This window comes from Pseudoalteromonas atlantica (assembly GCF_043641955.1).
Lineage (GTDB): Bacteria > Pseudomonadota > Gammaproteobacteria > Enterobacterales > Alteromonadaceae > Pseudoalteromonas > Pseudoalteromonas atlantica_A.
Window position 1 is genome coordinate 36747 of the sequence record NZ_JBHZRV010000015.1, and the last position, 23008, is coordinate 59754.

The window sequence follows — 23008 nt, forward strand, 5'->3', positions numbered from 1 at the left end:
AACTTTCAACTACTCGCAGCTCTTACAGTTCCAATAAATGCTGTAATTGCACCAGTTCATTAATCGTATACGTTGGCGTAACTCCTGGCGGTAGTTCAAACCCAGGATGCTGTAACCAACAGGTGTCTATTCCTGCATTCATACCACCGAGAATATCGCTGCTTGCAGTGTCACCCACCATTAAAATCTGGTCTTTCGCAGGGTTGCCCATAAGCTCAAATGTATGGTCAAAGATTTCTACTGCAGGCTTGGCGATACCCACTTGCTCAGAAATAACTAGCCAGTCAAACATATCTTTTAAACCGGTGTGTTCTAAACGACGTGCTTGTAGTTGAGTAAAACCATTGGTAATAATACCTAACTTAGCGTGCGGTTTTAGCTTTGCAAGGAGCGCTTTTGCGCCTGGTAAAGGTTCACAAATTTCAGCCATCGCAGTTAAAAAGTCATTATTAAGCTGTTGCGCAGGCACGTTAAGCTTAGCAGCCCATTCACTAAATCGTGTGACTTGTAAGTACGTTGCTGAAATTTTGTTGTTTTGATAATCAAGCCATAAAGACTTATTCGTTAATTGGTAATGGGTATAATCTGCCTTAGTAAAATCTACATCGTGGGTTGCGAACATACGTCTTAGGCCTTCGAATGCATTGAAACTAAATAACGTTTCGTCGGCATCAAATAAAACATGGGTGTATTTCATTTACACCTCCTTTTTGTAAAGTTCAGGATGTAAGAAGGGTGCCATAGCTAATGTGAGCGCTTGAGTGTAGGTACTTTGGCGTGTTGCATGATTATTTGTTAATAAGCCAATTGCACCACCTTGTTGCTTGATATTTGTGGTATTGAACGCATCATCCATTACATCGCCAAGCTCTTGGCCTTCTAACAATGCATTATAGAGCACTAGGGGCAGGGGTAAATTGCAGCTACGGCCAATACTTTGGGTTGTTGAATCGGCGATAACCACAAAGGCAAATGTGGCAGGTCCGTAACTAAAGTTGTCAGCACCTCCTTCCATAGCGACATAAAAATCAGCCTGATGATGCTGTTTTGCATACGCTACGCGATTTTGCGCTCCAATGCGTGTTTCATCTTCGCCTATCGGTTGATCTGGCACTTGAGAAGGGGCGTGTATCCCTATGCACTGTATTTCGTGATCAGGGAAGTATGCTGTGAAAATGTGTTTGGCTGCATTGATTTTAACAGGATTTTTTGAGCCAACAATAATGTTGAGTATTTTAGTTTTAGGTGCCATACACTACTCCTTCATCACAAAGCGGTAGTGTATCGCATATAGCTTAAAAGTATATTTTAAATCGGAATATCAATGGGTGATAAGTCTGCTAGGGCGCGTTTTTTTAAGATGATATCTTTAATGAGTGGGGTTAATACTAGCTCCATTGCTAATCCCATTTTACCACCTGGAACCACCAAGGTGTTTATTCGCGACATAAAACTGCCTTCAATCATTTGCAGGTAGTACGGGAAGTCCACATCATCAATTCCCCTAAAGCGAATCACTACAAAGCTTTCATCCAGCGAAGGAATATCTTTGGCGCTGAAAGGGTTAGACGTATCAACGGTAGGAACGCGTTGAAAGTTTATATGAGTGCGAGAAAACTGCGGTGTAATGTGGTTAATATAATCATCCATACTGCGAACGATTGAACCCATCACCGCTTCTCGAGAGTGGCCGCGCTCAGATGTGTCTCTAATCAGTTTTTGGATCCACTCAAGGTTAATAATAGGCACCATACCAATAAGTAAATCAACATGTTTGGCTACGTCGTGATCTTGATCTACCACTCCGCCATGTAACCCTTCATAGAATAAAATGTCAGTATTGCTTTCAAGCTCTTGCCATGGTGTAAACGTACCAGGTAATTGGTTATATGGCACTGCTTCGTCAAAGGTGTGCAAGTATCGGCGTAACTTACCTGCGCCTGTTTCACCATAATTACTAAACAGATCTTCTAATGCGCCAAAATCATTTGCTTCACGGCCAAAGTAACTTATGTGTTTACCTTCTTGCTGTGCTTCGCGTACTTTTTTATCCATTTCTGGACGTGTGTAGCGATGAAAACTATCGCCTTCAATAAAAGCGGCTGCAATATTTAAGCTGCGAAAAATATGCTTCACGGCATTTGTTGTGGTGGTGGTGCCCGCACCAGATGAACCTGTAATTGCAATGATAGGGTGTTTAGCTGACATAGTTATTCTCGTTTTAAGTAGCCCCCTAGTTATAAAGTGTAGCAAGGGGGTAGGTCAAGTAGCATATAGCTAAGTGAATCTATTATGTACACCAGTAAAGCTCAACATATTGACTATACAGTGTTTATTAGAATAAAACCGTGAACTTATAAATGACGATGAATAACCCAACGCTATGATAAAAGCAAAGGAGAAGAGACTTGAGTAGGGTTATGAGCAACAGATTTGGGAATTGGCCCAAAATAGCGCTATGATAGAACCCATAATAATAACCAAAGAGACAATAAAATTGACTTTAGTACGACAAGGACTTGCCCTGACGGCATTGTTATTACCATTAGTTGCAAATAGCGCGATGCCGAAAAGTGAAATATTACTCGCAAGCTTAAATACTGAATACGGCTTACAGGTAAGCCGAATTACATCGGCAGACCGTTATAATAACCAACCCCTGCTGACTGAAAAAGGCATTTACTTTACTCAAGAAGTTAAAGAGCCAGAGTTAAGTCAAACTGATTTGGTATTTTATAGTTTTGCGGATCAGCAAAGTTATAACCTTACGAATAGCCCAGTTAGCGAATATTCGCCCACCTTAACCCCTTCAGGTGATGCATTATCCGCGATTGTGGTGGAAGCGAGTGGTCAGCAAAAGTTGTGGCAATACCCGCTAGAGTCAAACGAACAGCCACGCCGTATTTTTGAATGGATAGAGCCCGTTGGTTACCATGCATGGGGACGTGATAATGATGTGGTCATGTTTATATTAGGTGAACCACATACACTGCAATACACCAAAGTGGCCGCTGCAAAAGGTAACGTAGTTGCCAAAGATATAGGTCGAACACTTACGTTTAACGCAACATTGTCTGCGTTTACTTTTAGCTACAACAAAAAAGGTAAGAATTGGCTAGCCAGCTATTCCCCGAGTACTCAAGCCGTCAGAGATATATTTCGTTTACCGGATAATGTGCAAGATTATGCATTTACCAATGATGATAGCGTTATTTACTCACTCCATAATCGTATTTATAAACGCAGCGTCAGTGAGCCTGACAGTGTATCTTTGTGGCTTGATTTGACGCCTTATTGCAGCACGCAGATCACCCGTTTAAGTTATAATAATGACCAGCTTGCATTTGTGTGCAGTAAATAGTTTAGGGGGTTTTAACCTCCAGTTGTAAAACCACAGATAGCTAACAACCTATTGAGAATAAAGGATATCCATGACAGCTACACCTGAGCAAATTCACGAACAACTTGTTGCATTGGCATGCCGTAGTAACTTTAAGATAAAAAATATCTCTGAATACATGCTACCTAATTCAAAAGAGGCGATTTATTTACATGTAGAAGGTGGGCAGGCAAAATTAGTGTTGCGTCCTGCACTTGAAGTATTTAGTGATGATTTTGATGCAATGGATGGAGTAAGCCGAATTGCCGGCTTTTTTCACAGCAGTGAGATGACCCGCTTTCCGACGCGTATCTTTAAAAGTGCAAACCCTATTCATTACGGTATTGGTTTTAAAATGACGAGCGCTGAAGGAGCTAAAGCATTCATAACTCAATTAGTAAAAATTATAAATGGCTAGCTTTAATGAAAAGCAATAAAAACGGCAAGTAAATCACTTGCCGTTTTTATTATGAAGGTGAAGCTCTGTTAACGTTTTAAAAAGCTGTTTACTGAAGCCAGCTCTCGCTCTTTAAGCGCTATGCAATTGTTCACGCTTTCTGATAATTTACTCAATGTTCGCGCATAACCTGGCACATCTGCAATTTTATCATTAAAGAATGTGTTGGTTTTCTTTAAGCTACTTGCATCACATCCTGACGTTGTAAAATACGGGAGGTTAGGCACAAAGAACGGCGGTAAATTAGCAATCACTTTGTCGTAGTTTGCATATATCCATTCAATAAAGAGTGCGTCCCGGGCGCTTGTGTACTTTTGACCAGACATAATTGTACGCATGTCAGATGCAGTTACATCATCCGTTAAACTGTAATTAAGCACCATAGTTTGTAGTTCAGGGTTGCCAAAATAGCTCATTGCAGCAAGCATTTTAGTTCGCACTTGTGGGTCTTTGGTGGTTTTAAAGGTCTTGATGTAGGCATCTAAAAGGTTTTTATCACCATGAAATGCCGCTAAGTTCAAATAGGTAGAGGCTAAGTAAGGGTCTACTTTTTCAGGATTGTTTAAATAAACCTGTGCTTGCGCTTTTGCAGTGTTTATTACACTTTGATCTTCGCCATCAAAACCAAGGCGTGAAACAACTTGAGAGCGCAATTGGGCAATCGCTGCATCCTCATTTACTTTAGCTGTTAAGCCATATTGTTTAGCCGCAGGTGTGATGCTTTTACGAATAAAGGCAGGCCATAACTCTTTATTACTTTCATCTTCAAATGTGCGTTTCTGTGATGCAAGATACCCAAGAGCAGTGCTTGCAACACGCGGATGTTTGTCGCTAACAAAGGTTTCAAGTGTTTGCATTAAATGGGCAGCAGAAATTACACCAGCATCTAAAAGTGCATCCGCAGCAGATAATAAAGCAAGACGTTCGCGAACAGATAATTGCTCGGCCGCATTATCAATTAAAGCAGCAAATTGCTTATCGTCTAACACCCAGCGGTAATAACCCAAAGCGCCTTGATCTGGGTAGATCCACTCAGGGGTAAAGTCTAGTTCGATCTTTTGTGTTTCTTGATTAAGCAGTACATTGGCTGTTCTTACTTTATCGCCCGCACCATATTTAATTGCAACAGGTACATTCCACAACTGTTCAGGCGCATCAACACCCGCATTAGTGAATCTACTTTGATTTATCGTAATTGTTTTACCTTGCTGACTTACTTTAATAAGTGGGAACGATGATTGCTCAATAAATGATTTTAATACACCTGCCACATCCTTATTTGAGGCATCACCCAAGGCTTGCCATAAGTCAGCTGCTTCTGCATTTTTGTAAGAGAATTTCTTCAAATAGGCTTGAATACCCTTTTGAAAAGCATCTTCGCCAATCCAGTTTTCAACCATTGAAAGCACAGCGCTGCCTTTACTGTAGGCAAGACCTAAGCCATCCATAATGTCAGCTTCTGTTTTAATTGGTTTGCGAATTGGTTTAGTGCTTAAACGGGCATCTAGGGCCATCACTCGATTTTGTGGTAAATCTAAGTGAGATTCAAATTCAGGGTTTAACTGTGCGGTGATTTTAGCGGCCATCCAACTTGCAAATGCTTCATTTAACCATAAGTCATTCCACCATTTCATAGTAACCAAGTTACCATACCATTGGTGTGCAAGTTCGTGGGCTATAATAGACACGTTGCGCTGCTTTTTGCTGCGTGTTGCAGTTGCAAGGTCTACCAATAAAATATCCTCGCGGTAGGTAACAAGGCCTGAGTTTTCCATTGCGCCAAACGGGAATTCAGGTACTGCAACAGAGTCCAGCTTTTTATAAACGTACGGACTACCAAAATATTCTTCAAGTGCAGCTAATACGCGTGGCATATTTTGCTCAGCATATTCGGCTAAATGTATTTTTCCTTGCGGTGTAATTATACGCCCGGGGATAGGCATGCCTTTGACTTCAAGCTCTTCAAATTGTCCTACAGCCATCGCAACAAGGTATGATGGAATTGGCGGTGTTTTATCAAAAAAGTGCGTCGTCATATCGCCATTTATTGTGGTTTTTAGTTCAGGTGTATTAGCATAGACTTTTTGCGAACTCGGTGCTGTGATGGTCAACTGAAACGGAATTTTATAACTTGGCTCATCAAAGACTGGAAATGCACGACGAGCGTCACTCATTTCAAATTGTGTAAATAAATAAGGCGTGCCTTGATCAATTGTTTTATATAACCCTACACTTTTTCGATTGTAAGGGGCTGTAAAATCAATTTTTAAGGTGTATTTACCTGGTTGAATTTGATGCTCACAGGCAAGTTTTACTTTGCCAGTCTTTAGCATTTGAGCATTTAAGTCACAGTTTTCTTTACCCAGTAATTGCGCCATTTGGGTTGCGTAGTCAACACCATTAAGCTCAATATATTTAGTCGGCTTAAGTACTTCTAGTGCTATTTCAGTTTGACCGCTAAAGGTATCTTGAGCTGGATCTAAGGTCAGTGAAACCTGTTGAGAACTTGGTTTGGCGAGTTTTTCGATGACGTATTCATTAGCATGGGCTGCATTTACTGCAATAGCCACACTAAGCGTGAGTAAGCTTTTTATAAACATAAGAGTCCCTGAACTGTTCTTGTTAGAATTTACATCCTAGCAGCTTTCAAGTTCAGAGTAATGGAGTAGATAGTAACAAAGTTTGTCAGGCGCTTAAGCGGGCAGTAAAACGTTTCCAATGAACATGAGGGTTAATATTACGTACTTGTTGCAACACGGTATTTAGCAACTGAATGTTAGCAAAAGAGTCTTCTGGATAGTCAATAAAGCCCATTAAGTAATTAAAAGCATCTTTGGAGTTTGCTTGCATGGCAAAAATACGAATTTGTTGCTCAAAGTTGAGGCGTAGACTGCTCATCGCGGTTTTCATTCCAAGCTGATCAACGGTAGGGATATCGCATTTTTGTAAGTAGCCAGCACGCTCGCCTTCACCAGAGAACCAAATACGCACTTTTTCACTATATCGCCCCGACTTTGAAGGTAAGTCAAACAGTAGTCGTGTTTCATTACGTTGTTTTAAAAATGCAATGTAATCTGTTAGCCCAGCATCGAATAATGCTTGATGAATAGGAACAATACGCGGCTTTATTTTGCCATGGGTATGAAAGTCAAAACATTTAATACCATTACAATCAACAATATCTACAAGCTGTAAATGACCAATTTCGTCGCTGTAAGCACCGGTATAATATGCAATTAGTGGTAACCAAAAATGCCAATGTTTTGCCTGTTCACGAGGAAGACGGTGGTCACCATAAATATAGCCGTGGGAAAGAGTGTGCAATTCCATCGCTGAAAATGGGCGTCGACCTAGATGGGATTTCAACGTAATACCTTGAGACTATAGATTTACGCTAGTTTATAGCAAATTTTACCAAGCAAATAAACTAGCGTGTTTACTATGTGTTTAAATTTACTCACTTAACGCACGAGCAAGTCCTACGGGTTCAATTTCAACACAAACTTGGTCATCGTTCCAATTTAGGCCGATTAATGCATCGTCTTCTTTTAAGTCTTCAACCCAATCATCTAAGAATTCATCAAGGTTGATTTCAACTGGGTTGTAGTCAGTCCACTCTTCTTTGCATTGCGCTTTTGCTGCTGCTTCACTTTCCCACAGGAGTAACACATCGGTGTTCTCAAACTGGTTAGATTCACAAACAACAAAGCCGCCGTCTTCTGCGCCTAGCGCCCAAACTTGTTCAGTTTGACGTGCTTTTTCAACAAAACTAACTAGTTCTGATTCAATTTCGATATCGCTCATGTGTTTACCCTTTAATATTAATTACGTGGATCGGTTTGCTTGGCACTTGCTTGGAAACTGTATCTATGATGAAACGCAACCAGTTGAGTAAAAGGCGTTAAATCATGCAAATCACGAAAATAAATCCAATCAAGCAAACAGTATAAACTGATGGCAAGGCAATCACAGCTAATAAATTGCTCATCAGTTAAATGACTATTTAAATAGCTTAATGTTTCAACAATGCGTTCGTTTTGGAGATTAAAAAATAATTTATCTTCACTGGTATCAAACCCAGAGCGCTGACAAAGTAACAGCTCGACTAATGAATCGTTGCAGGCGTTGATAATAGTAAGTAGACCTTCTTGTTGCCAATTTAATGGTGTACATTGATGTTTGACGAGTAAATAACGCATGATAGAGTTTGAGTCGGTGATGGTTTGTTCATTATCAATTAGTATCGGCACTTTACGAGCTGGGTTATTATTGATGAGTACTTGGCGATCTTCCTCTGAGAAAATATTTAAATTAGTAAACTCCAGAGGCTGGTTATGAAGTAAAGCCCATATTCGTATACGACGAACGTAAGGCGAAGTAGTTGAACCTATTAGCTGCATTTTCAATCCTTAAAAAAAAGCCGCAATGATTTAAAATGAATGCGGCTTTTGCTTATATGGAAATAGTTCTTTAGTCAGTGCGGCTGGTTACTTCAAGTAAGTGATACCCAAACTGAGTTTGAACAGGTCCCTGTACTTGATTGATTGGTGCTGAAAATACGACTTTGTCGAACTCAGGTACCATCATGCCAGGTCCAAATTCACCCAGTGCACCACCATCTTGACCAGAAGGACAGTTTGAATGTGCTTTGGCTAATTCGGCAAAATCTTCGCCTTGTTCAATCTTTTCTTTTAAATCTAAACACTGCGCTTCGCTATCAACTAATATGTGTCTTGCACTTGCCACTGTCATAAAATCTCCCGATAAAATTGTATTGTTTTTCAAACAAAATTGTATGCTTTCTAGTCTAGTCTATATTCAACCATTAGTACTAGTATAAATTTTTTAAATCTTTGTAATAGCAAGTTCAATTGCTTGAGTTAACTCTTCTGAATTAGGCTTTGTTTTACTGTTAAAGCGCTTAACTTTAGTGCGATCTGCCGATACAACGTATTTGTAAAAGTTCCAGTTAGGTGAGCTGGTTTGCTCGTTCAAGTGTTTAAATATTGGATTGGCATCACTACCACGTACTTCACTGGTTGCAAACATTGGGAAGGTTACACCATAATTAATGTAGCAAACCTTTGCGACATCTTTCTCATCGTCTTCTTCTTGAAAAAAATCATCAGATGGAAAACCCAGTACTACCAAGCCTTGATCTTGATACTTCTGATAAACCTCTTCTAACCCTTTAAATTGAGAAGTAAACCCGCAATTACTTGCCGTATTTACAATTAATAATGGTTTGCCCTTAAATTGACATAAATCTAAAGTCTCTTTTGAGCGTAATTTACGCATGCTGACATTGGTGAAATCATTGCAACCTTGCTCAGCATGTTGCAAATTAGTAGGTTGTATCGATTCCGCGTTAGCAAGCAGGCTGAAACTAATTATTGCGGTACTCAGTAATATATTTCTTATCATTTTAATTCCCTTAAGGTGCATGCATTACGAGCTTTGAAGGCAAGTAAGTCATCGTATTGCGCTAGAGTCGATGAAAATCTTACGTTACTATGCAATAAACAGATCAACAACAAGAAAATCTTATGATTACTCGAATTGCCAATAAAAATGACTTGCCGGCGATTGTAGCGATTTATAATGAAACAATAGCAAGTCGTATGGTAACAGCAGATACGCAGCCGGTGAGTGTATCAGATAAACAGGTATGGTTTGAAAGCCATACTAATAAACGACCAATATACGTCTATGAGCAAGATAAAAGCGTTGTTGCATGGCTTAGTTATAAATCTTTTTATGGCCGTCCTGCTTATGATGGCACCGTCGAAATAAGTATCTATATCACCTCATCAGTCCAAGGGCAGGGGTTAGGTAAGAAGTTGCTAAATTTTGCAGAGCACAAAGCAAAAGAACTAGATATAAAAGTCTTACTAGCATTCATATTCAGTCATAACTTACCCAGTATTTATTTGTTCCAAAAGTTTGCTTATGAGAAGTGGGGCTTGTTGCCTAACGTAGCAATCATGGACGGAAACACTTACAGCCTTTCTATATTAGGTAAGCGGTTGGATTAAAAAGCACGCATTTATGTCAAATCTATATTTTTAAGCTACGCTTTTACATATAGTTTATTCATAAGAAGGATCTAGTGTGCGTAAAATTTTAATTGTCGATAGTAGCAGTGTTATAGCAATGCGGCTAAAGGTTTTACTAGAGCTGATCCAGTGTGACGTTGATCTTGTGCATTACTCAATGCTAAGCGAAGAGATTGTTTATGATTATTATGATTTAACGGTTATCGCTCATGGTGTTCCGCTCAATACAGTCAATTCATTCCTTCACAAAGTAACTAATAAAAATTATTTACTTTTAGCGCCAAAGGCTGAAAACGGTGATCAACTAAATGCGTTTAGCGAGTTAAATCAGCTTATTCCTAATGCTGTCGTTATTTATCCCTTTTTTGCCAATAAAGAGATTAGTTCGTTACTTGAAAGCATTTTAGATCTTGGCCCTGATTATATTCTACAACTGCCGGTAGTGTTGCTTGTTGATCACCTACCTGAGCGGCTTGAAAAAGTAAAAAGTAGTCTTATTGGGGCGCATATACAAACTATATCAGCCAATACCTACAAAGAAGCTATCGCATCAGCGCAAGAGCATAAATTTGATCTTTTACTAAGCGACTTTAGCTTACCAGATGGCTCTGGCCTCGAAATATTTGCGAAAATGAAGCAAATTCAGCCTCAGTGCCGTTGCTTACTATTTACCTCGAAGCCTAATCAAGTATCTATGATTGAAGCTATACGCCAAGGTGTTGAAGATGTTTTAGTTAAACCGATTGATGAAAATGCATTATTGCAGTCAGTTCACAAACTTTGGCAAACTGAGTTATTAAAGCGGCACAATACTGAGCTGGTTGAGCGGCTTCAAGACACGGTTGATGCATTAATTGAAAAAGATAGCCTTCTGAGGGTTATATATAAACATACACCTGATGCGATCATGCTCTTCGAACGAGATGGAAAAATTATAGAAGCTAATGATGCATGTTGCTCGTTATTTAGCTTAGCTAGTAACGATTTTCAGGGGCTCAATGTGTTTAATTTGTTGGATAAACCTTCTGCAGATGAAATTAGCAAAAAAATCTCTACGCTTAATGTTAACCGCCAATTTAGTTGCGATTTGTATTTGCCCAGAGAAGAGGGAATTGGCATTCCATTAGTTGGCTCATTTAACGAAATTGATCACCATGGTGAGATTGCATTAGCTGTTATTTTTAAAAACGTAACGCACCTAAAACAAAAAGAAGATTTGTTACTCGAAGCCAAAGATATGCTTGAGGAAGAGGTTAGAGCGCGAACATCACAGTTGGAGCACGCTAAAAATTTGGCAGAAGCGGCAAACCACAGCAAGTCAGAGTTTTTAGCAAATATGTCTCATGAGCTGAGAACACCTATGCATTCAATACTCAGTTTTGCCCGATTTGGCTTGGATAAGCTTAAAAAAGAAGAGCTAGCAATTGATAAGTTGCTAAAATATTTTTCGCGAATTGAGTCCAGTGGAGAGCGTTTACTTTCATTGTTAAATAACTTACTTGATTTATCTAAGTTAGATGTAGGTAAATTTCCATTTAACCCTAAAGAACATGAGCTGAGCTATATTATTAAAACGGCAATTGATGATGTATCGGGTACGGCAATGGAAAAGGGTATCGATATTAAGTACCAAAACCCTGTCACACAAGTGTCGGCGCAATGTGATGAAGAACAAATAAACCAATTGCTGCGAAACATTTTAGGTAATGCTTTAAAGTTTAGTAGTTCGCACAGTGTTATCACTATTACTCTTGATCTTGAGCAGGATATGGCAGTGATAGCAGTGATAGATAGTGGGGTAGGGATACCTGAAGATGAGTTAGAGCATGTTTTTTCTAAATTTGTGCAAAGTAGTAAAACCGATAATGGTTCGGGAGGTACCGGCCTTGGGCTTGCACTATGTAGAGAATTTATTTCTCTTCATAAAGGGACTATTTCGGCGCATAACAATGATTTTGGAGGAACAACAATTCGCGTTACGTTGCCTTTAAAAATTGTGGATATAGATTGAGCAAAAAACAAATATGATAGTCTTGTTGTAAGAATGAATATAGGGACTAGACTATTAATATATAATGAAAATGGATGATAAATTATGTCTGTAACTAGAGTCTTAGCTGTAGATGATGAGCCTTTTAATCTTGAAATTATTGAAGAAATATTAGAAGACTTGCAGTTTGAATTAAAATTAGCAAACAGTGGACCTGAGTGTTTAGCCGTTGTGGAAGATTTTGCACCGCAGGTCATCTTACTGGATGTAAGCATGCCTAAAATGAATGGTTATGAGGTATGTAAAGCCTTGAAAGATAACCCTAATACGGCTCATATCATTGTTATGTTTGTTTCAGCTAGAGGCACTGTTGAAGAGCGTATGGAAGGGTATTCAGTAGGAGCAGAAGATTACATTGTTAAGCCATTTGGGCAGAATGAGTTAAAAGCAAAGCTTAAACACTTAAACCAAGTGATTTTGGAAAAGGAAAACTTAGAACAACAGGTTGAAGATGCAACATCCACAGCTTTTAACGCAATGGCCAATAGTAGTGAGATGGGCCAAATTGTTAACTATATTGAAAATATTGCATTAATTGATAATGTGCCAGAACTTGGGCGTGCATTGGTAAGTTGCCTCAAGAGTTTTGATTTACAAAGCAATCTGGAATTTAGATTTGATGATGCGCCGCCAGAACACTTTGCATCCCATGGCAATTGTTCACCAATTGTGATTGAGCTATTTGATATGCTTAAAAATAAAGGGCGGTTGCACGAGTTTTCTCACCGAATTTTAGTTAATTACGAATTGATCAGTATGCTGATTTTAAATATGCCGGACCATGACCCTGACAAACATGGCCGTATTCGTGACCATGTATGTTTTTTAGTCAGTGTTACTGAGCAGCAATTCCGTGCGATATTAACCCGACAAAAATTAGAGTCACAACAGGCTAAATTTAATGACGTTGTTGCTATGTTGCATAGTAAGTTTCATGATCTAATTGATTTACTTAATACTAACCGTGTAAGCAATGAAGCTGTTTTTAAACGGTTGCAAGAAGAGCTTGAAGAGCGTATTCCCAGTATGGGGTTAGATGAGGATCAAGAGATCTTTATATATCAAAAAGTTGATCAAACAATTCAAAACTCCGTTGCTCGCGCAGAAGCAGTGCAGGATGTTAAAAAAGCATTCAACGAGATTGAGCAAGATCTCGCATTATTGACCAGTAAGGAATAAGTGTTTAAGCGTCTCGAGGAAGCCCTTTTTCAACAATGCGTATTAAGCGAGCCGTTTTGCGAAGCTGTTTTTGTTTTTTTAACTGTTGTGCCAGCGCCCAGTCGATGTGCTCTTGAACAAGCTCAGTTGCATGTTGACGGGCGTCATTGAGCGCATCAATGATACGCTGGTCAAAGTTTGCATTGCCTAACCCTACGGCTAAATTTCTCTGCCAGCGTTGATGGCCTATACGACGTATTGGGCTTCCTTCTGTATTATTTAAGAATGTTGCTTCATCCCATGCAAACAGTTCAAGTAACTCTTTGTCTTTCAGCTGTTTTCGTGGATGGAAGTCAGCTTCATCGGTAATTTGGCCATAGCGGTTCCATGGACACACTAATTGGCAGTCATCACAACCATATACTCTGTTACCCAATAATGATCTGTATTGCTCTGGGATAGGTCCCTGCAATTCAATGGTTAGATAAGATATACATTTACGCGCATCTACCACATATGGCTCGACGATAGCGCCAGTAGGGCATAAAGTTATGCAAGCCACACATTTACCGCAGCCCTCAAACTCATTTGGCTTATCAATAGGCAGCGGGATGTCAACAAACAACTCACCTAAGAAAAACCAAGAGCCAGCCTCTTTATTAATGAGTAGGCTGTGCTTTCCTTGCCATCCAAGCCCTGCTTTTTCAGCTAATTGGCGCTCCAACACAGGTGCAGAGTCTACAAAAGGGCGAAAGCCTAATTGGTCAACATGGAGCTCTATTTTCTGACCTAGCTTTTTAAGTCTATTACGCATCAATTTATGATAATCACGACCGAGCGCATAACGACTAATATAGGCTTTATTGTTTTCTTTGAGGTTTTTAGCAAAGCGTGCGTCGGGGGGAAGGTAGTTCATTTTGACCGAAATAACCCGTTGAGTACCAGGCACAAGCTCTGCGGGGCGGGCGCGTTTCATGCCATGCGCTGCCATATATTCCATATCGCCGTGATAACCTAAATCAAGCCAGCGCTGTAGTTGCGCTTCATGCTTAGTTAAATCAATATCGGTAATACCTACTTCGCTAAAGCCAAGTTCTTCACCCCATCGTTTAATATCTAAGGCAAGTTGTTTGTAATCAGAGGTTTGGCTAGTCACACGGGCACATCACGGTTTTTAATGGCTGCGTAACTTAACACAATGACTTGTAAATATCACCAGATCCTACACAAAACGCTTGAGTTGATGCTGGGTCTGTTCACTGAGTTGTTGTGACTGTTGGCAGTCTGCCAGTGCAATGTCGATTTGCGCTTTAGCTTGCGCTCCTAATTCAACTATTTGTTCAACTGATTGATGTGTCTGGTTTTGTGTTTTTTCGAGTAGATGTACAGCACTAACAATTTGTTGAAGTTGTTGCTGGTTTTGTTCAAATTCGATCAGTCGTTGAGTAAAACCATGTGATGTTTTACTAATTGTATCTTCTGCGTGATTTGAATAACTCATTAGTTGTTCTGACTCTTTATTTGTTTGTCCAACTAACGAATCCATTTGGTTTATAAAATCACTGATTTGACGTGTCGCATCACTTACTTTGACTGATAATGTTCTTACTTCATCTGCAACTACAGCAAATCCTCGGCCGGCTTCACCGGCACGCGCAGCTTCAATTGCAGCGTTCAAAGCTAGTAAATTGGTTTGATCTGAAAATTCCTCAACCATTTTTAGAATACTACGAATATTTTCACTATTTTGTTTTAGGCCGGTGATAGTTTCTGAAAACTTGCCAAGTACCTGACCAATGGCTTTAACTTGGGTAACAAGCTCCGTTAATTCGTTTGCTGAGTGATTAACAAAGCCTAGGTGCTCTGAGTTGACTTCGTGCACACTGTCAGTATTGCTGACAATAGCTTGCAAGCTATCGGTAATTTGGTTACTGGCTGATGTAATAGTTTGGCTAAAATCAATTTGCTGCTCACTTAAAGAGGCTGTTTGTTGCATCGAGTGGGTGACATCGCTATTGCTTTGCGCGCTGGCTTGGGCACTTTGATAAGTCGTAGCTAGCAGTTCACTTAAGTGGGTTGTAAACACATTGTATTGTTCACTAATCTCACGAAATTCATCGTAAGTAAACTGTGGTAACTTAGCTGCTAGGTTCGCGTCTTGATGATTAATTTGCGTTAATGTGTCACGCATAGCTTTGACTGGGCGTACGATTAAGAAACGCATGTAAAAAACAGTAAAAATAAAGCCGATAATAATGACCGCCGTGAGCAGCCAAAACAACCCTGTATCAGAGGCTTGAGCTGTCAGGCTTTGGTATAACCATATAAGTGTAATTGCTTGAAAAGCAAATACAAAACTAAGGTTACCAATGATCTTTCGGGTTAATGTAAAAAAAAAGCTTTGTTCAATAAAGTTATAAATACGCATATACCCACTCATTAACGTTCCACTTGGCTGTTGCATAGTGTTTTACTCAGTATCGTTCAATTATATTTTAATTCAAGCATATACCCAAGCCACCTCAAGATGCGAGTTTCAGTTGGAGTTAAAAGCGATTTAGGCAAGGCATTGATTGCAAGAAATAGTGGTTCTATTGTTAAAATCAATAACGCAGTATAAATCACTTTTAAACCAACCCCTTAGGCGTTTCACAGGCACTTACTCTCATCGTTGTTACTTCTTAAAAGGGACTGCCATTCTTGCAAAGTAACGCCTTGACATTAAGCCCCTGTGAAACGCTGAATTCTGCATCTTGAGGTGGTTTGGGTATATAGGCATGTCACAATTACAGTGAGTTTAAAATCATTTTGGTGTTACAAGGGTAGTTAGTAAAAACGCCATCGACACCATACCTAAGCATTTGCTCTATATCTTCTTGTTTATCGACTGTGTAAGCATAAACTTGTAAATCACGTTTTTTAGCATCAGCTACAAATTCATGGTTAATAAAATTTTTATCAATATGAATACTGTAAGCATGAAGTCGTTGGGCAAATTCTGCATAGTTAATAGGGATTGAAGCCGTCAAAGCTCCGATCTTTACCCATGGTAACTGTTGTTTAAGCCACATGAGTTGATGGTGATCAAATGAAGACACTAAAAGGTTATCGCGAGAAAGTTTATTCGCTGCCACACTGGCTTCAATTAAGATAACAAATTTATCAAGAGAGAAGGTATGTTTAAGTTCTAGGTTGATCAGTGTGTTGTTGTTTACCCAATCGAGTAATTGAGACAATGTTGGCACGTATTCACCATTGCCGGCGTCAAACTGTTGAATCTGCTCACGCGTTAAGTTATTTACCTTGCCACGACCGTTGGTGGTGCGATCGAGCCACGTATCATGAATTATCATGTAATCATCTAAGCAGCTTTGTACGTCGACCTCAATCCCATCAACATGTATGTCAACAGCGGCTTTTATTGCACTTTGTGTATTCTCAGGATATAAACCGCTTGCACCGCGGTGAGCGAATATTTTCATCATCTGTGTTTCCGTGTCACTGACCAGGTTTCGTAAAACGCTGCACTGATCACTAAAGCTCCACCGACTAAAGTCAGTAATGAAGGTTGTTCATGTAATAATAAAAAGGCTAAAAATGTACCATATAATGGTTGTAAACAAGATATAAGCCCTGCCGTTGCCGCCGATAAATACTGTAAACTTGCTGCAAACAAAGAGTGTGGTGTGGCTGTAAATATAACACCTGCCACGACTAACAGTCCTAAATCATAATGCGATACTTGCATCACAGGTACTTCAATAAAAGCACATAACAATAAGCTTGCCACTACCGTTTGATAAAGCATGGTTTGTGGTCCGCCGTATTGACTAAAATAACGCTTATGAATGATATTTCGAAAAGCGAAAAAAAATGCCGATACAATCCCAGTTAATACGCCTAAGGTGACATCATTACCAAAATCTGCATCAGGGATCAGCAAGTATATTCCTAGCATAACCACAGCTGCGCTTAATAAGTCTTTTAGCTTCGGTTTATTGCCGTGAAAAAAAGGCTCTATAAACACGGTTATTACAGGGTAAGTGAAAAATGCAATCATACCTACAGCGACGCCAGCCATTTGCATGCCTGCAAAATAAGTAACCCAATGAATACCAACAGTTACACCTAAAAAAAGGGCAATGAGATAATCTTTTCTGGTGTGAAGCTTAATGTTTTTCTTTTGGATTAAGAGCAACAGTAAAAGGGCAATACCTGCAATTGCAGCGCGGTAAACTGTGATATCTAACGCATTTAAGTTAATCAATTTAGCAAACAGTGCTGTACCGCCGAATAACAAGACAGCAATATGTAAGTAGAGTAAGCTTTGTTGTTGTGGCTGCATTCAACCCCTTATTTTTATTTATTAATATTTGTTCAAGGATGCCGCTAAATACAGCCTTTACAACATGTATATATGACATTTGTCAGTTCAATTAGTGACAATTTACACTACACGGGGTGTAGATTAAAAGCGATAGTTTATCTATCAAATAACCGCATTAATGTGAGTAATGTATGAATGATGCTATTTTATTTAGTTTACAAATTGCACAGCATTATGAAATTTTTTGGATGTATACCACACAGAATATTGCTGTGATATCAGTTGCTTTTTGGATGTAACGTAGGTTTTTATGAGTTTGAATAAACTGTTAGATAAATATATTAAAACTAAATCCTTTTGGAGCTGGGGACCTTTACTCTTTACTGGTTTTTATTTGCTACCTACAATTTTTAATTTTTCACAATTAAGTGCGCTAAATATAACAGTGACCTTAATATTCTATATTGCTTTTATTGTGCTGTATATTTTGGCTGTGAATAAGAAGTTAGGTAACGTAACTCCACTGTTTGGTGCAATGATTTTAGTGTGTGTAAGTGCTAGCTTCTTTACAGCAGGGACGTCGACTTTATTTGGGTTTGCAGCTTATATCGCTGGCTTTAGTTTTGCTAAACTTGCTAAGTGGATGGCAATTGGCTGTGTTTTTTTAGGTATTCTACTAAGTGCTTATTTTGCCGGTGTAAACAACCCAGAATACTTCTTAGGTGGTTCACTTATTTTAAGTATTGCGCTGTTTAGTTTTGGTGCAGCTGCGCGCAAAGAGCATATTCATAAAATGCGTGAACATCAAAGTGCGCAGCAATTAGAGCAATTAGCAGCGATTGCAGAGCGAGAGCGTATAGCCCGGGATTTGCACGATATATTAGGTCATTCGTTATCATCTATTGCGCTAAAATCAGAGCTGGCGAGTAAACTTAATCACGCAGAGCGTTACGCGCAAGCAAATAGTGAAATTGATCAGGTTGCAGAGTTGGCGAGACAGTTACTGAGTGATGTTAGAAATGCAGTAAGCGATTTAAAGCAGCTAAACATTCATAGTCAGCTTGATGCGCTTCATCAGCGTTTACTTGAACATGGCTTTGACGTCATATTCAAAGTGGATATCGATAAGCTACCCGCCTCTGTTGAGGGCGTCGCAAATTTAATTATTAAAGAAGCGGTTACAAATTTAATGCGTCACTGTGTTAGTAAGCAATGTGAAATTAATGTAGAGCAAACTACTGAGCAACTTAATATTTTAATAATTAATCCAGATGCATGCGACAAATTAGCCATGGGTAATGGTTTAAATGGCATTAAAGAGCGGGCTGAGCAGCTAGGTGGCTCGGCGCATATTCAAACTGGGCAAAGCTTTAGGTTAAATGTGAGCTTGCCTTTATTACCACAGGTAGGAGCGCTGATATGATCAAGGTTTATTTAGTCGAAGACCAAGGATTAGTTCGTGGTGCCGTGGCAGCTTTGTTAAGTTTGGATATCTGTATAGAGGTGATAGGGCAAGCAACGAATGGCCAAACAGCATTACAAGAAATAGCCGATTTAAAGCCTGATATAGTATTAACTGATATTGAAATGCCCATCATGACCGGTATTGAACTCGCTCAAAAGTTAGATGCAGACTTTCCTGATATCAAGGTGGTGATCATGACTACATTTTCACGTTCAGGGTATATTCGCCGCTCTATGGCTGCGGGTGTAAAAGGATTTGTACTAAAAGAAGCGCCCAGTGACAGTTTAATCGCAACCTTAAAAAAAGTGATGGCGGGGCAAAAAGTGATTGATTCAGAGCTTGCTTTAAACGCCCTTGAAGATAACGATCCACTTTCAGATAAAGAACGAAAAGCATTGCAGTTAGCCAGTGAAGGGTTGAAAACAGCAGAGATTGCCGCAAAGTTATTCTTAAGTGAGGGCACTGTACGTAATTATTTATCAGAGGCCATTGCTAAATTAAATGCCAGTAACCGAGTAGATGCGGCGCGTATAGCCAAGCAAAAAGGCTGGTTATAGCCCTTTTGAGTTAATTTAGCTCATCTAAATGGGCTTTCTTAAAAGTTTCATAGCTTTTGCCTGTCTCATTGTTCGGTTATGGGTTAAAATAACAACATAACCAATTAACAAGATAGTGAATGTCAAACCAAGATCCTAATCTCAGTCGAGAACAAGAAAAGTACGAAAACCCTGTCCCAAGCCGTGAGTTTATACTTACTCATATAAAAGACCGTGCAAAACCTGCCAATTTTCAACAGCTATGTGAAGAGTTAGCTGTCAACGATGATGAGCGCCAGATTGCTTTTAAGCGTCGATTACGTGCTATGGAGCGCGATGGTCAGCTATATTTTAATAAGTTTAAATGCTATGCCTTAATTGACGAAGCAGGCCTGACCAAAGGTAAAGTAATAGGTCATAGAGACGGGTTTGGCTTTTTAGAAGTTGAAGGCGAAAGTAAAGATTGGTTTATCGCCAAGCACCAAATGAACATGGTGTTGCACGGTGACATTGTACTAGCTAAAGGCACTAAACGTGGCTCTGGCGGCAAGTGTGATGCACGCATTATTAAAGTGCTGACCAATGAACGTGCGCCGATTGTTGGCCGTTATTTTGTTGAGCACGGTATTGCTGTAGTTGTGGCTGAAGATCCACGTATTACGCAAGATATTATTATTTTACCCGGTACTGAAAAAGGCGCTCGCCATAACCAAATGGTGCAAGTGCAAATAACCCAAAACCCAAGTCGTAATATGAATGCGGTAGGCAAGGTTGTTGATGTATTAGGTGAGCATTTAGCGCCAGGAATGGAAATTGAGGTTGCGCTACGTAACCATGATATTCCCCATGTATGGCCTGAAGCGGTTGAAAAACAAGTTGCTCATTTAGGTGAATTTGTAGAAGAAGCCGATAAACAAAACCGCGTAGATTTACGCGATTTACCATTAGTAACGATTGACGGTGAAGACGCCCGCGATTTTGATGATGCCGTTTATTGTGAGCGTAAAAAGTCGGGTGGTTGGCGCTTATGGGTGGCCATTGCTGACGTATCGCATTATGTTGGCATGAATACGCCGCTTAACAAAGAAGCGATTGAACGCGGTAACTCAGTGTACTTTCCTGAGCAAGTTATTCCAATGCTGCCAAAAGTGCTCTCTAATGGGTTATGTTCATTAAACCCAGAAGTTGACCGCCTATGCATGGTTGCGGAAATGATGGTATCAGAAGCCGGTAAGCTGTCTGGTTATCGTTTTTATGAAGCGGTTATGAACTCGCATGCGCGTTTAACTTACACCAAAACCAATGCCATTTTGCAAGGTGATGAAAAGCTACGTGAAGAATATGCAGCTGTGGTCCCGCATTTAACTGATTTACAGCAAATGTACATGGCACTTAAGTCAGCGCGCCAACAGCGTGGGGCTATTGAGTTTGAAACATTAGAAACCCGCTTTGTATTTAATGCCCAACGTAAGATTGAATCAATCGTGCCAGTGGTACGTAACGATGCGCATAAGTTAATTGAAGAATGTATGATTTTAGCCAACGTATCAGCGGCTAAAATGCTTGAAAAACACGAAGCCAGCGCGCTTTATCGTGTGCACGATGAGCCTGATGGCGAAAAGCTCGGTAACTTTAGGCAGTTTTTATCTGAGCTTGGTATTGAATCAACGCTTAGTGATGAGCCAACACCAAAAGAAATCACCCATGTACTCGCTAAGTTAGGGGATCGCCCCGAAGCTGAGCTTATTCAAACCATGTTACTGCGCTCGATGAAACAGGCTGTTTATCAAGCTGATAACATCGGTCACTTTGGTTTAGCGCTGGGTGAATACGCACACTTTACCTCACCAATTCGCCGTTACCCTGATTTAGTGGTGCATCGTGCAATTAAAGGTATTTTAAAAGCGCAGGGCATGCAAACATCCGGTGACTATGTATATAGTGATGACGAAGTTGATCAATTAGGTGAGCAATGTTCGACCACTGAGCGCCGTGCAGACGATGCCACTCGTGAAGTTGCTGACTGGCTTAAATGCGAATACATGCAAGATCATGTGGGTGATGAGTTTGAAGGCGTTATTTCATCGGTAACTAACTTTGGTTTGTTTATTCGTTTAAATGATTTACAAATTGATGGTTTAATTCATGTCACCAACTTAGGCAGTGAATACTTCCAACATGACGCTGCTAAGCATTGCTTGATTGGGGAGCAAACCCATAAAGTATATCGCTTAGGTGATAAAGTAACTGTGCAGGTTGCATCGGTGAGCTTGGATGAGCGCCGTATCAACTTAACCTTAAGTGGTGATGTGGCACAAGACCGTTATTCGCGCCGCCGTGGTGCTAAAGATAGCCATGCACCAGCGAGTGTTCGCTCGCAATTAAAAGCAGGTAAAATTCCTGGTAAAAAAGGCGACGATAAAGAACAACGCAAAGGTAAGTCATCAACCCGCTCTAAGGGTAAAGCAGAGTCTGATACCAGTAAAAAAGGTAAGAAGAAACCTGCCAGTCGCAGCAAAGCAAAAGCAACAACTGATGGCGTAACCAAAAAGAAAACCAAGAAAAAGGCTGTTAAAAAGCCGAAAAGACCCGGCAAAAATGCCCGTAAAAGTACCAGTTTAGGAGCAAATAATACGTGAGTAATGAATTAATTTTTGGCTTTCACTCTGTTGAAGCAATTTTAGCAAAAGAGCCTGAGCGTTTTTTAGAAATTTACGCCCTAAAAGGACGTGATGACAAGCGCTTAACCCCGATAATTAATGAAGCACGTAAATTTGGTATTTCAGTTCAGTTTATGCAGCGAAAAGCGCTTGATAACAAAGCTAAAGATGAGCAGCATCAAGGCATCATCGCTAATGTAAAAGCCGCACCGACATACAATGAAAAAGATCTTGATGTGATCATTGCCCGTGAAGACACTCCGTTTTTATTGGTGCTTGATGGCATTACTGATCCGCATAACTTAGGTGCTTGCCTACGTAGCGCCGATGCAGCCGGTGTTCACGCGATTATTGTACCAAAAGATAAATCTGCAAAACTTAACGGCACAGCACGAAAAGTGGCCTGTGGCGCAGCCGAAACAGTCCCGCTAATTCAAGTGACTAACCTTGCTCGTACGTTGCGTGAAATTAAAGATGCTGGTGTGTGGGTTGTGGGCACGGCAGGTGAAACGGACACTCACGTATTTGAGGCAAACCTAACAGGCCCAATGGCCATTGTAATGGGCGCTGAAGGTGAAGGTATGCGCCGCTTAACGCGTGAGCATTGTGATGTATTGGTTAAAATCCCAATGGCAGGCAGTGTTTCAAGCCTAAACGTATCTGTTGCCACGGGCATTTGCTTGTTTGAAGTACTACGCCAGAGAAATGCGACACAAGCCTAAAAAGCCGTTAGCTTGTAGCCGTCAGCCGTCAGCCGTCAGCCGTCAGCCGTCATCCGTCAGCCGTCAGTTTAAAGATAAATATGAAACCATGCTTGACTTAACAAGCATGGTTTTTATTTTTTAGCTGATAGCTGATAGCTGATAGCTGATAGCTGATAGCTGATAGCTGATAGCTGATAGCTGATAGCTGATAGCTGA

Annotated in this window: 22 protein-coding genes; 9 read left to right on the plus strand and 13 right to left on the minus strand. The window is 40.1% G+C overall.

Annotated elements, in window-relative coordinates; translation table 11 throughout:
- Window positions 1-22 precede the first annotated feature (22 nt).
- From yjjG to ACHUE3_RS18695, 3 genes are read right to left on the minus strand one after another with little or no spacing between them, the layout of a single operon-like run.
- Window positions 23-697, minus strand: coding sequence for a pyrimidine 5'-nucleotidase (gene yjjG, locus ACHUE3_RS18685; RefSeq protein ID WP_394193817.1), 675 nt, complete (start codon window positions 695-697; stop codon window positions 23-25).
- On the minus strand, window positions 698-1252 hold the full coding sequence (gene yjjX, locus ACHUE3_RS18690) for an inosine/xanthosine triphosphatase (protein ID WP_394193818.1): 555 nt from the start codon (window positions 1250-1252) through the stop codon (window positions 698-700).
- 56 nt (window positions 1253-1308) lie between these two features.
- Window positions 1309-2208 carry a phosphoribulokinase gene (locus ACHUE3_RS18695; RefSeq protein WP_099296176.1) on the minus strand — a complete coding sequence of 300 codons (900 nt, stop codon included), beginning with the start codon at window positions 2206-2208 and terminating at the stop codon, window positions 1309-1311.
- A gap of 283 nt (window positions 2209-2491) precedes the next feature.
- Between ACHUE3_RS18695 and ACHUE3_RS18700 the strand changes: the two genes are divergently transcribed.
- Both ACHUE3_RS18700 and ACHUE3_RS18705 read left to right on the plus strand, forming a co-directional pair.
- The gene (locus ACHUE3_RS18700) at window positions 2492-3361 is read left to right on the plus strand and encodes a hypothetical protein (protein ID WP_394193837.1); all 870 of its coding nucleotides are present in this window, start codon (window positions 2492-2494) and stop codon (window positions 3359-3361) included.
- Window positions 3362-3431: 70 nt separating this feature from the next.
- On the plus strand, window positions 3432-3797 hold the full coding sequence (locus ACHUE3_RS18705; RefSeq protein WP_394193819.1) for a hypothetical protein: 366 nt from the start codon (window positions 3432-3434) through the stop codon (window positions 3795-3797).
- Window positions 3798-3865: 68 nt separating this feature from the next.
- On the opposite strand, the gene ACHUE3_RS18710 is transcribed toward ACHUE3_RS18705, so the two are convergent.
- The 6 genes from ACHUE3_RS18710 to ACHUE3_RS18735 all read right to left on the minus strand — a co-directional run bounded on the left by ACHUE3_RS18710 (window position 3866) and on the right by ACHUE3_RS18735 (window position 9260).
- Window positions 3866-6436 carry a M1 family metallopeptidase gene (locus tag ACHUE3_RS18710; RefSeq protein ID WP_394193820.1) on the minus strand — a complete coding sequence of 857 codons (2571 nt, stop codon included), beginning with the start codon at window positions 6434-6436 and terminating at the stop codon, window positions 3866-3868.
- A gap of 85 nt (window positions 6437-6521) precedes the next feature.
- Window positions 6522-7202, minus strand: coding sequence for a site-specific integrase (locus ACHUE3_RS18715; RefSeq protein WP_394193821.1), 681 nt, complete (start codon window positions 7200-7202; stop codon window positions 6522-6524).
- An 87-nt stretch (window positions 7203-7289) separates the two neighbouring features.
- A complete protein-coding gene (locus ACHUE3_RS18720) occupies window positions 7290-7640 on the minus strand; it encodes a DUF2750 domain-containing protein (protein ID WP_394193822.1) in 351 nt (116 codons plus the stop codon).
- 17 nt (window positions 7641-7657) lie between these two features.
- On the minus strand, window positions 7658-8236 hold the full coding sequence (locus tag ACHUE3_RS18725) for a glutathione S-transferase family protein (protein ID WP_394193823.1): 579 nt from the start codon (window positions 8234-8236) through the stop codon (window positions 7658-7660).
- 70 nt (window positions 8237-8306) lie between these two features.
- Window positions 8307-8588 carry a peptidylprolyl isomerase gene (locus tag ACHUE3_RS18730; protein ID WP_394193824.1) on the minus strand — a complete coding sequence of 94 codons (282 nt, stop codon included), beginning with the start codon at window positions 8586-8588 and terminating at the stop codon, window positions 8307-8309.
- 93 nt (window positions 8589-8681) lie between these two features.
- Window positions 8682-9260 (minus strand): glutathione peroxidase, encoded by a 579-nt coding sequence (locus ACHUE3_RS18735; protein WP_394193825.1) that lies wholly within the window; start codon window positions 9258-9260, stop codon window positions 8682-8684.
- A gap of 122 nt (window positions 9261-9382) precedes the next feature.
- Here ACHUE3_RS18735 and ACHUE3_RS18740 point away from each other — a divergent pair, with 122 nt between their 5' ends.
- The 3 genes from ACHUE3_RS18740 (at window position 9383) to ACHUE3_RS18750 (ending at window position 13121) form a co-directional block, all read left to right on the plus strand.
- Complete coding sequence (locus ACHUE3_RS18740) at window positions 9383-9871, plus strand: GNAT family N-acetyltransferase (protein ID WP_394193826.1); 489 nt, start codon at window positions 9383-9385, stop codon at window positions 9869-9871.
- A 118-nt stretch (window positions 9872-9989) separates the two neighbouring features.
- The gene (locus tag ACHUE3_RS18745; protein WP_394193838.1) at window positions 9990-11903 is read left to right on the plus strand and encodes a hybrid sensor histidine kinase/response regulator; all 1914 of its coding nucleotides are present in this window, start codon (window positions 9990-9992) and stop codon (window positions 11901-11903) included.
- 84 nt (window positions 11904-11987) lie between these two features.
- Window positions 11988-13121, plus strand: a complete 1134-nt coding sequence (locus ACHUE3_RS18750; protein WP_394193827.1) for a response regulator — start codon at window positions 11988-11990, stop codon at window positions 13119-13121.
- A 4-nt stretch (window positions 13122-13125) separates the two neighbouring features.
- Here the strand turns inward: ACHUE3_RS18750 and queG are convergent, their stop codons facing one another.
- The 4 genes from queG to ACHUE3_RS18770 form a co-directional block, all read right to left on the minus strand.
- Complete coding sequence (gene queG, locus ACHUE3_RS18755) at window positions 13126-14256, minus strand: tRNA epoxyqueuosine(34) reductase QueG (RefSeq protein WP_394193828.1); 1131 nt, start codon at window positions 14254-14256, stop codon at window positions 13126-13128.
- A 66-nt stretch (window positions 14257-14322) separates the two neighbouring features.
- A complete protein-coding gene (locus ACHUE3_RS18760) occupies window positions 14323-15540 on the minus strand; it encodes a methyl-accepting chemotaxis protein (RefSeq protein WP_394193839.1) in 1218 nt (405 codons plus the stop codon).
- A 346-nt stretch (window positions 15541-15886) separates the two neighbouring features.
- Entirely contained in the window at window positions 15887-16582 is a 696-nt protein-coding gene (locus tag ACHUE3_RS18765) for a glycerophosphodiester phosphodiesterase (RefSeq protein ID WP_394193840.1), read from the minus strand.
- The gene (locus tag ACHUE3_RS18770) at window positions 16582-17445 is read right to left on the minus strand and encodes a DMT family transporter (RefSeq protein ID WP_394193829.1); all 864 of its coding nucleotides are present in this window, start codon (window positions 17443-17445) and stop codon (window positions 16582-16584) included. The genes ACHUE3_RS18765 and ACHUE3_RS18770 overlap by 1 nt, the downstream gene beginning before the upstream one ends.
- A 292-nt stretch (window positions 17446-17737) precedes the next feature.
- Here ACHUE3_RS18770 and ACHUE3_RS18775 point away from each other — a divergent pair, with 292 nt between their 5' ends.
- The 4 genes from ACHUE3_RS18775 (at window position 17738) to rlmB (ending at window position 22810) form a co-directional block, all read left to right on the plus strand.
- On the plus strand, window positions 17738-18850 hold the full coding sequence (locus ACHUE3_RS18775; protein ID WP_394193830.1) for a sensor histidine kinase: 1113 nt from the start codon (window positions 17738-17740) through the stop codon (window positions 18848-18850).
- Window positions 18847-19449 (plus strand): response regulator transcription factor, encoded by a 603-nt coding sequence (locus tag ACHUE3_RS18780; RefSeq protein ID WP_394193831.1) that lies wholly within the window; start codon window positions 18847-18849, stop codon window positions 19447-19449. Before ACHUE3_RS18775 ends, ACHUE3_RS18780 begins: the two co-directional genes overlap by 4 nt.
- Window positions 19450-19568: 119 nt before the next feature.
- Window positions 19569-22067 carry a ribonuclease R gene (gene rnr, locus ACHUE3_RS18785; RefSeq protein WP_394193832.1) on the plus strand — a complete coding sequence of 833 codons (2499 nt, stop codon included), beginning with the start codon at window positions 19569-19571 and terminating at the stop codon, window positions 22065-22067.
- Complete coding sequence (rlmB, locus tag ACHUE3_RS18790) at window positions 22064-22810, plus strand: 23S rRNA (guanosine(2251)-2'-O)-methyltransferase RlmB (protein WP_394193833.1); 747 nt, start codon at window positions 22064-22066, stop codon at window positions 22808-22810. The genes rnr and rlmB overlap by 4 nt, the downstream gene beginning before the upstream one ends.
- The last annotated feature ends 198 nt before the right edge of the window (window positions 22811-23008 follow it).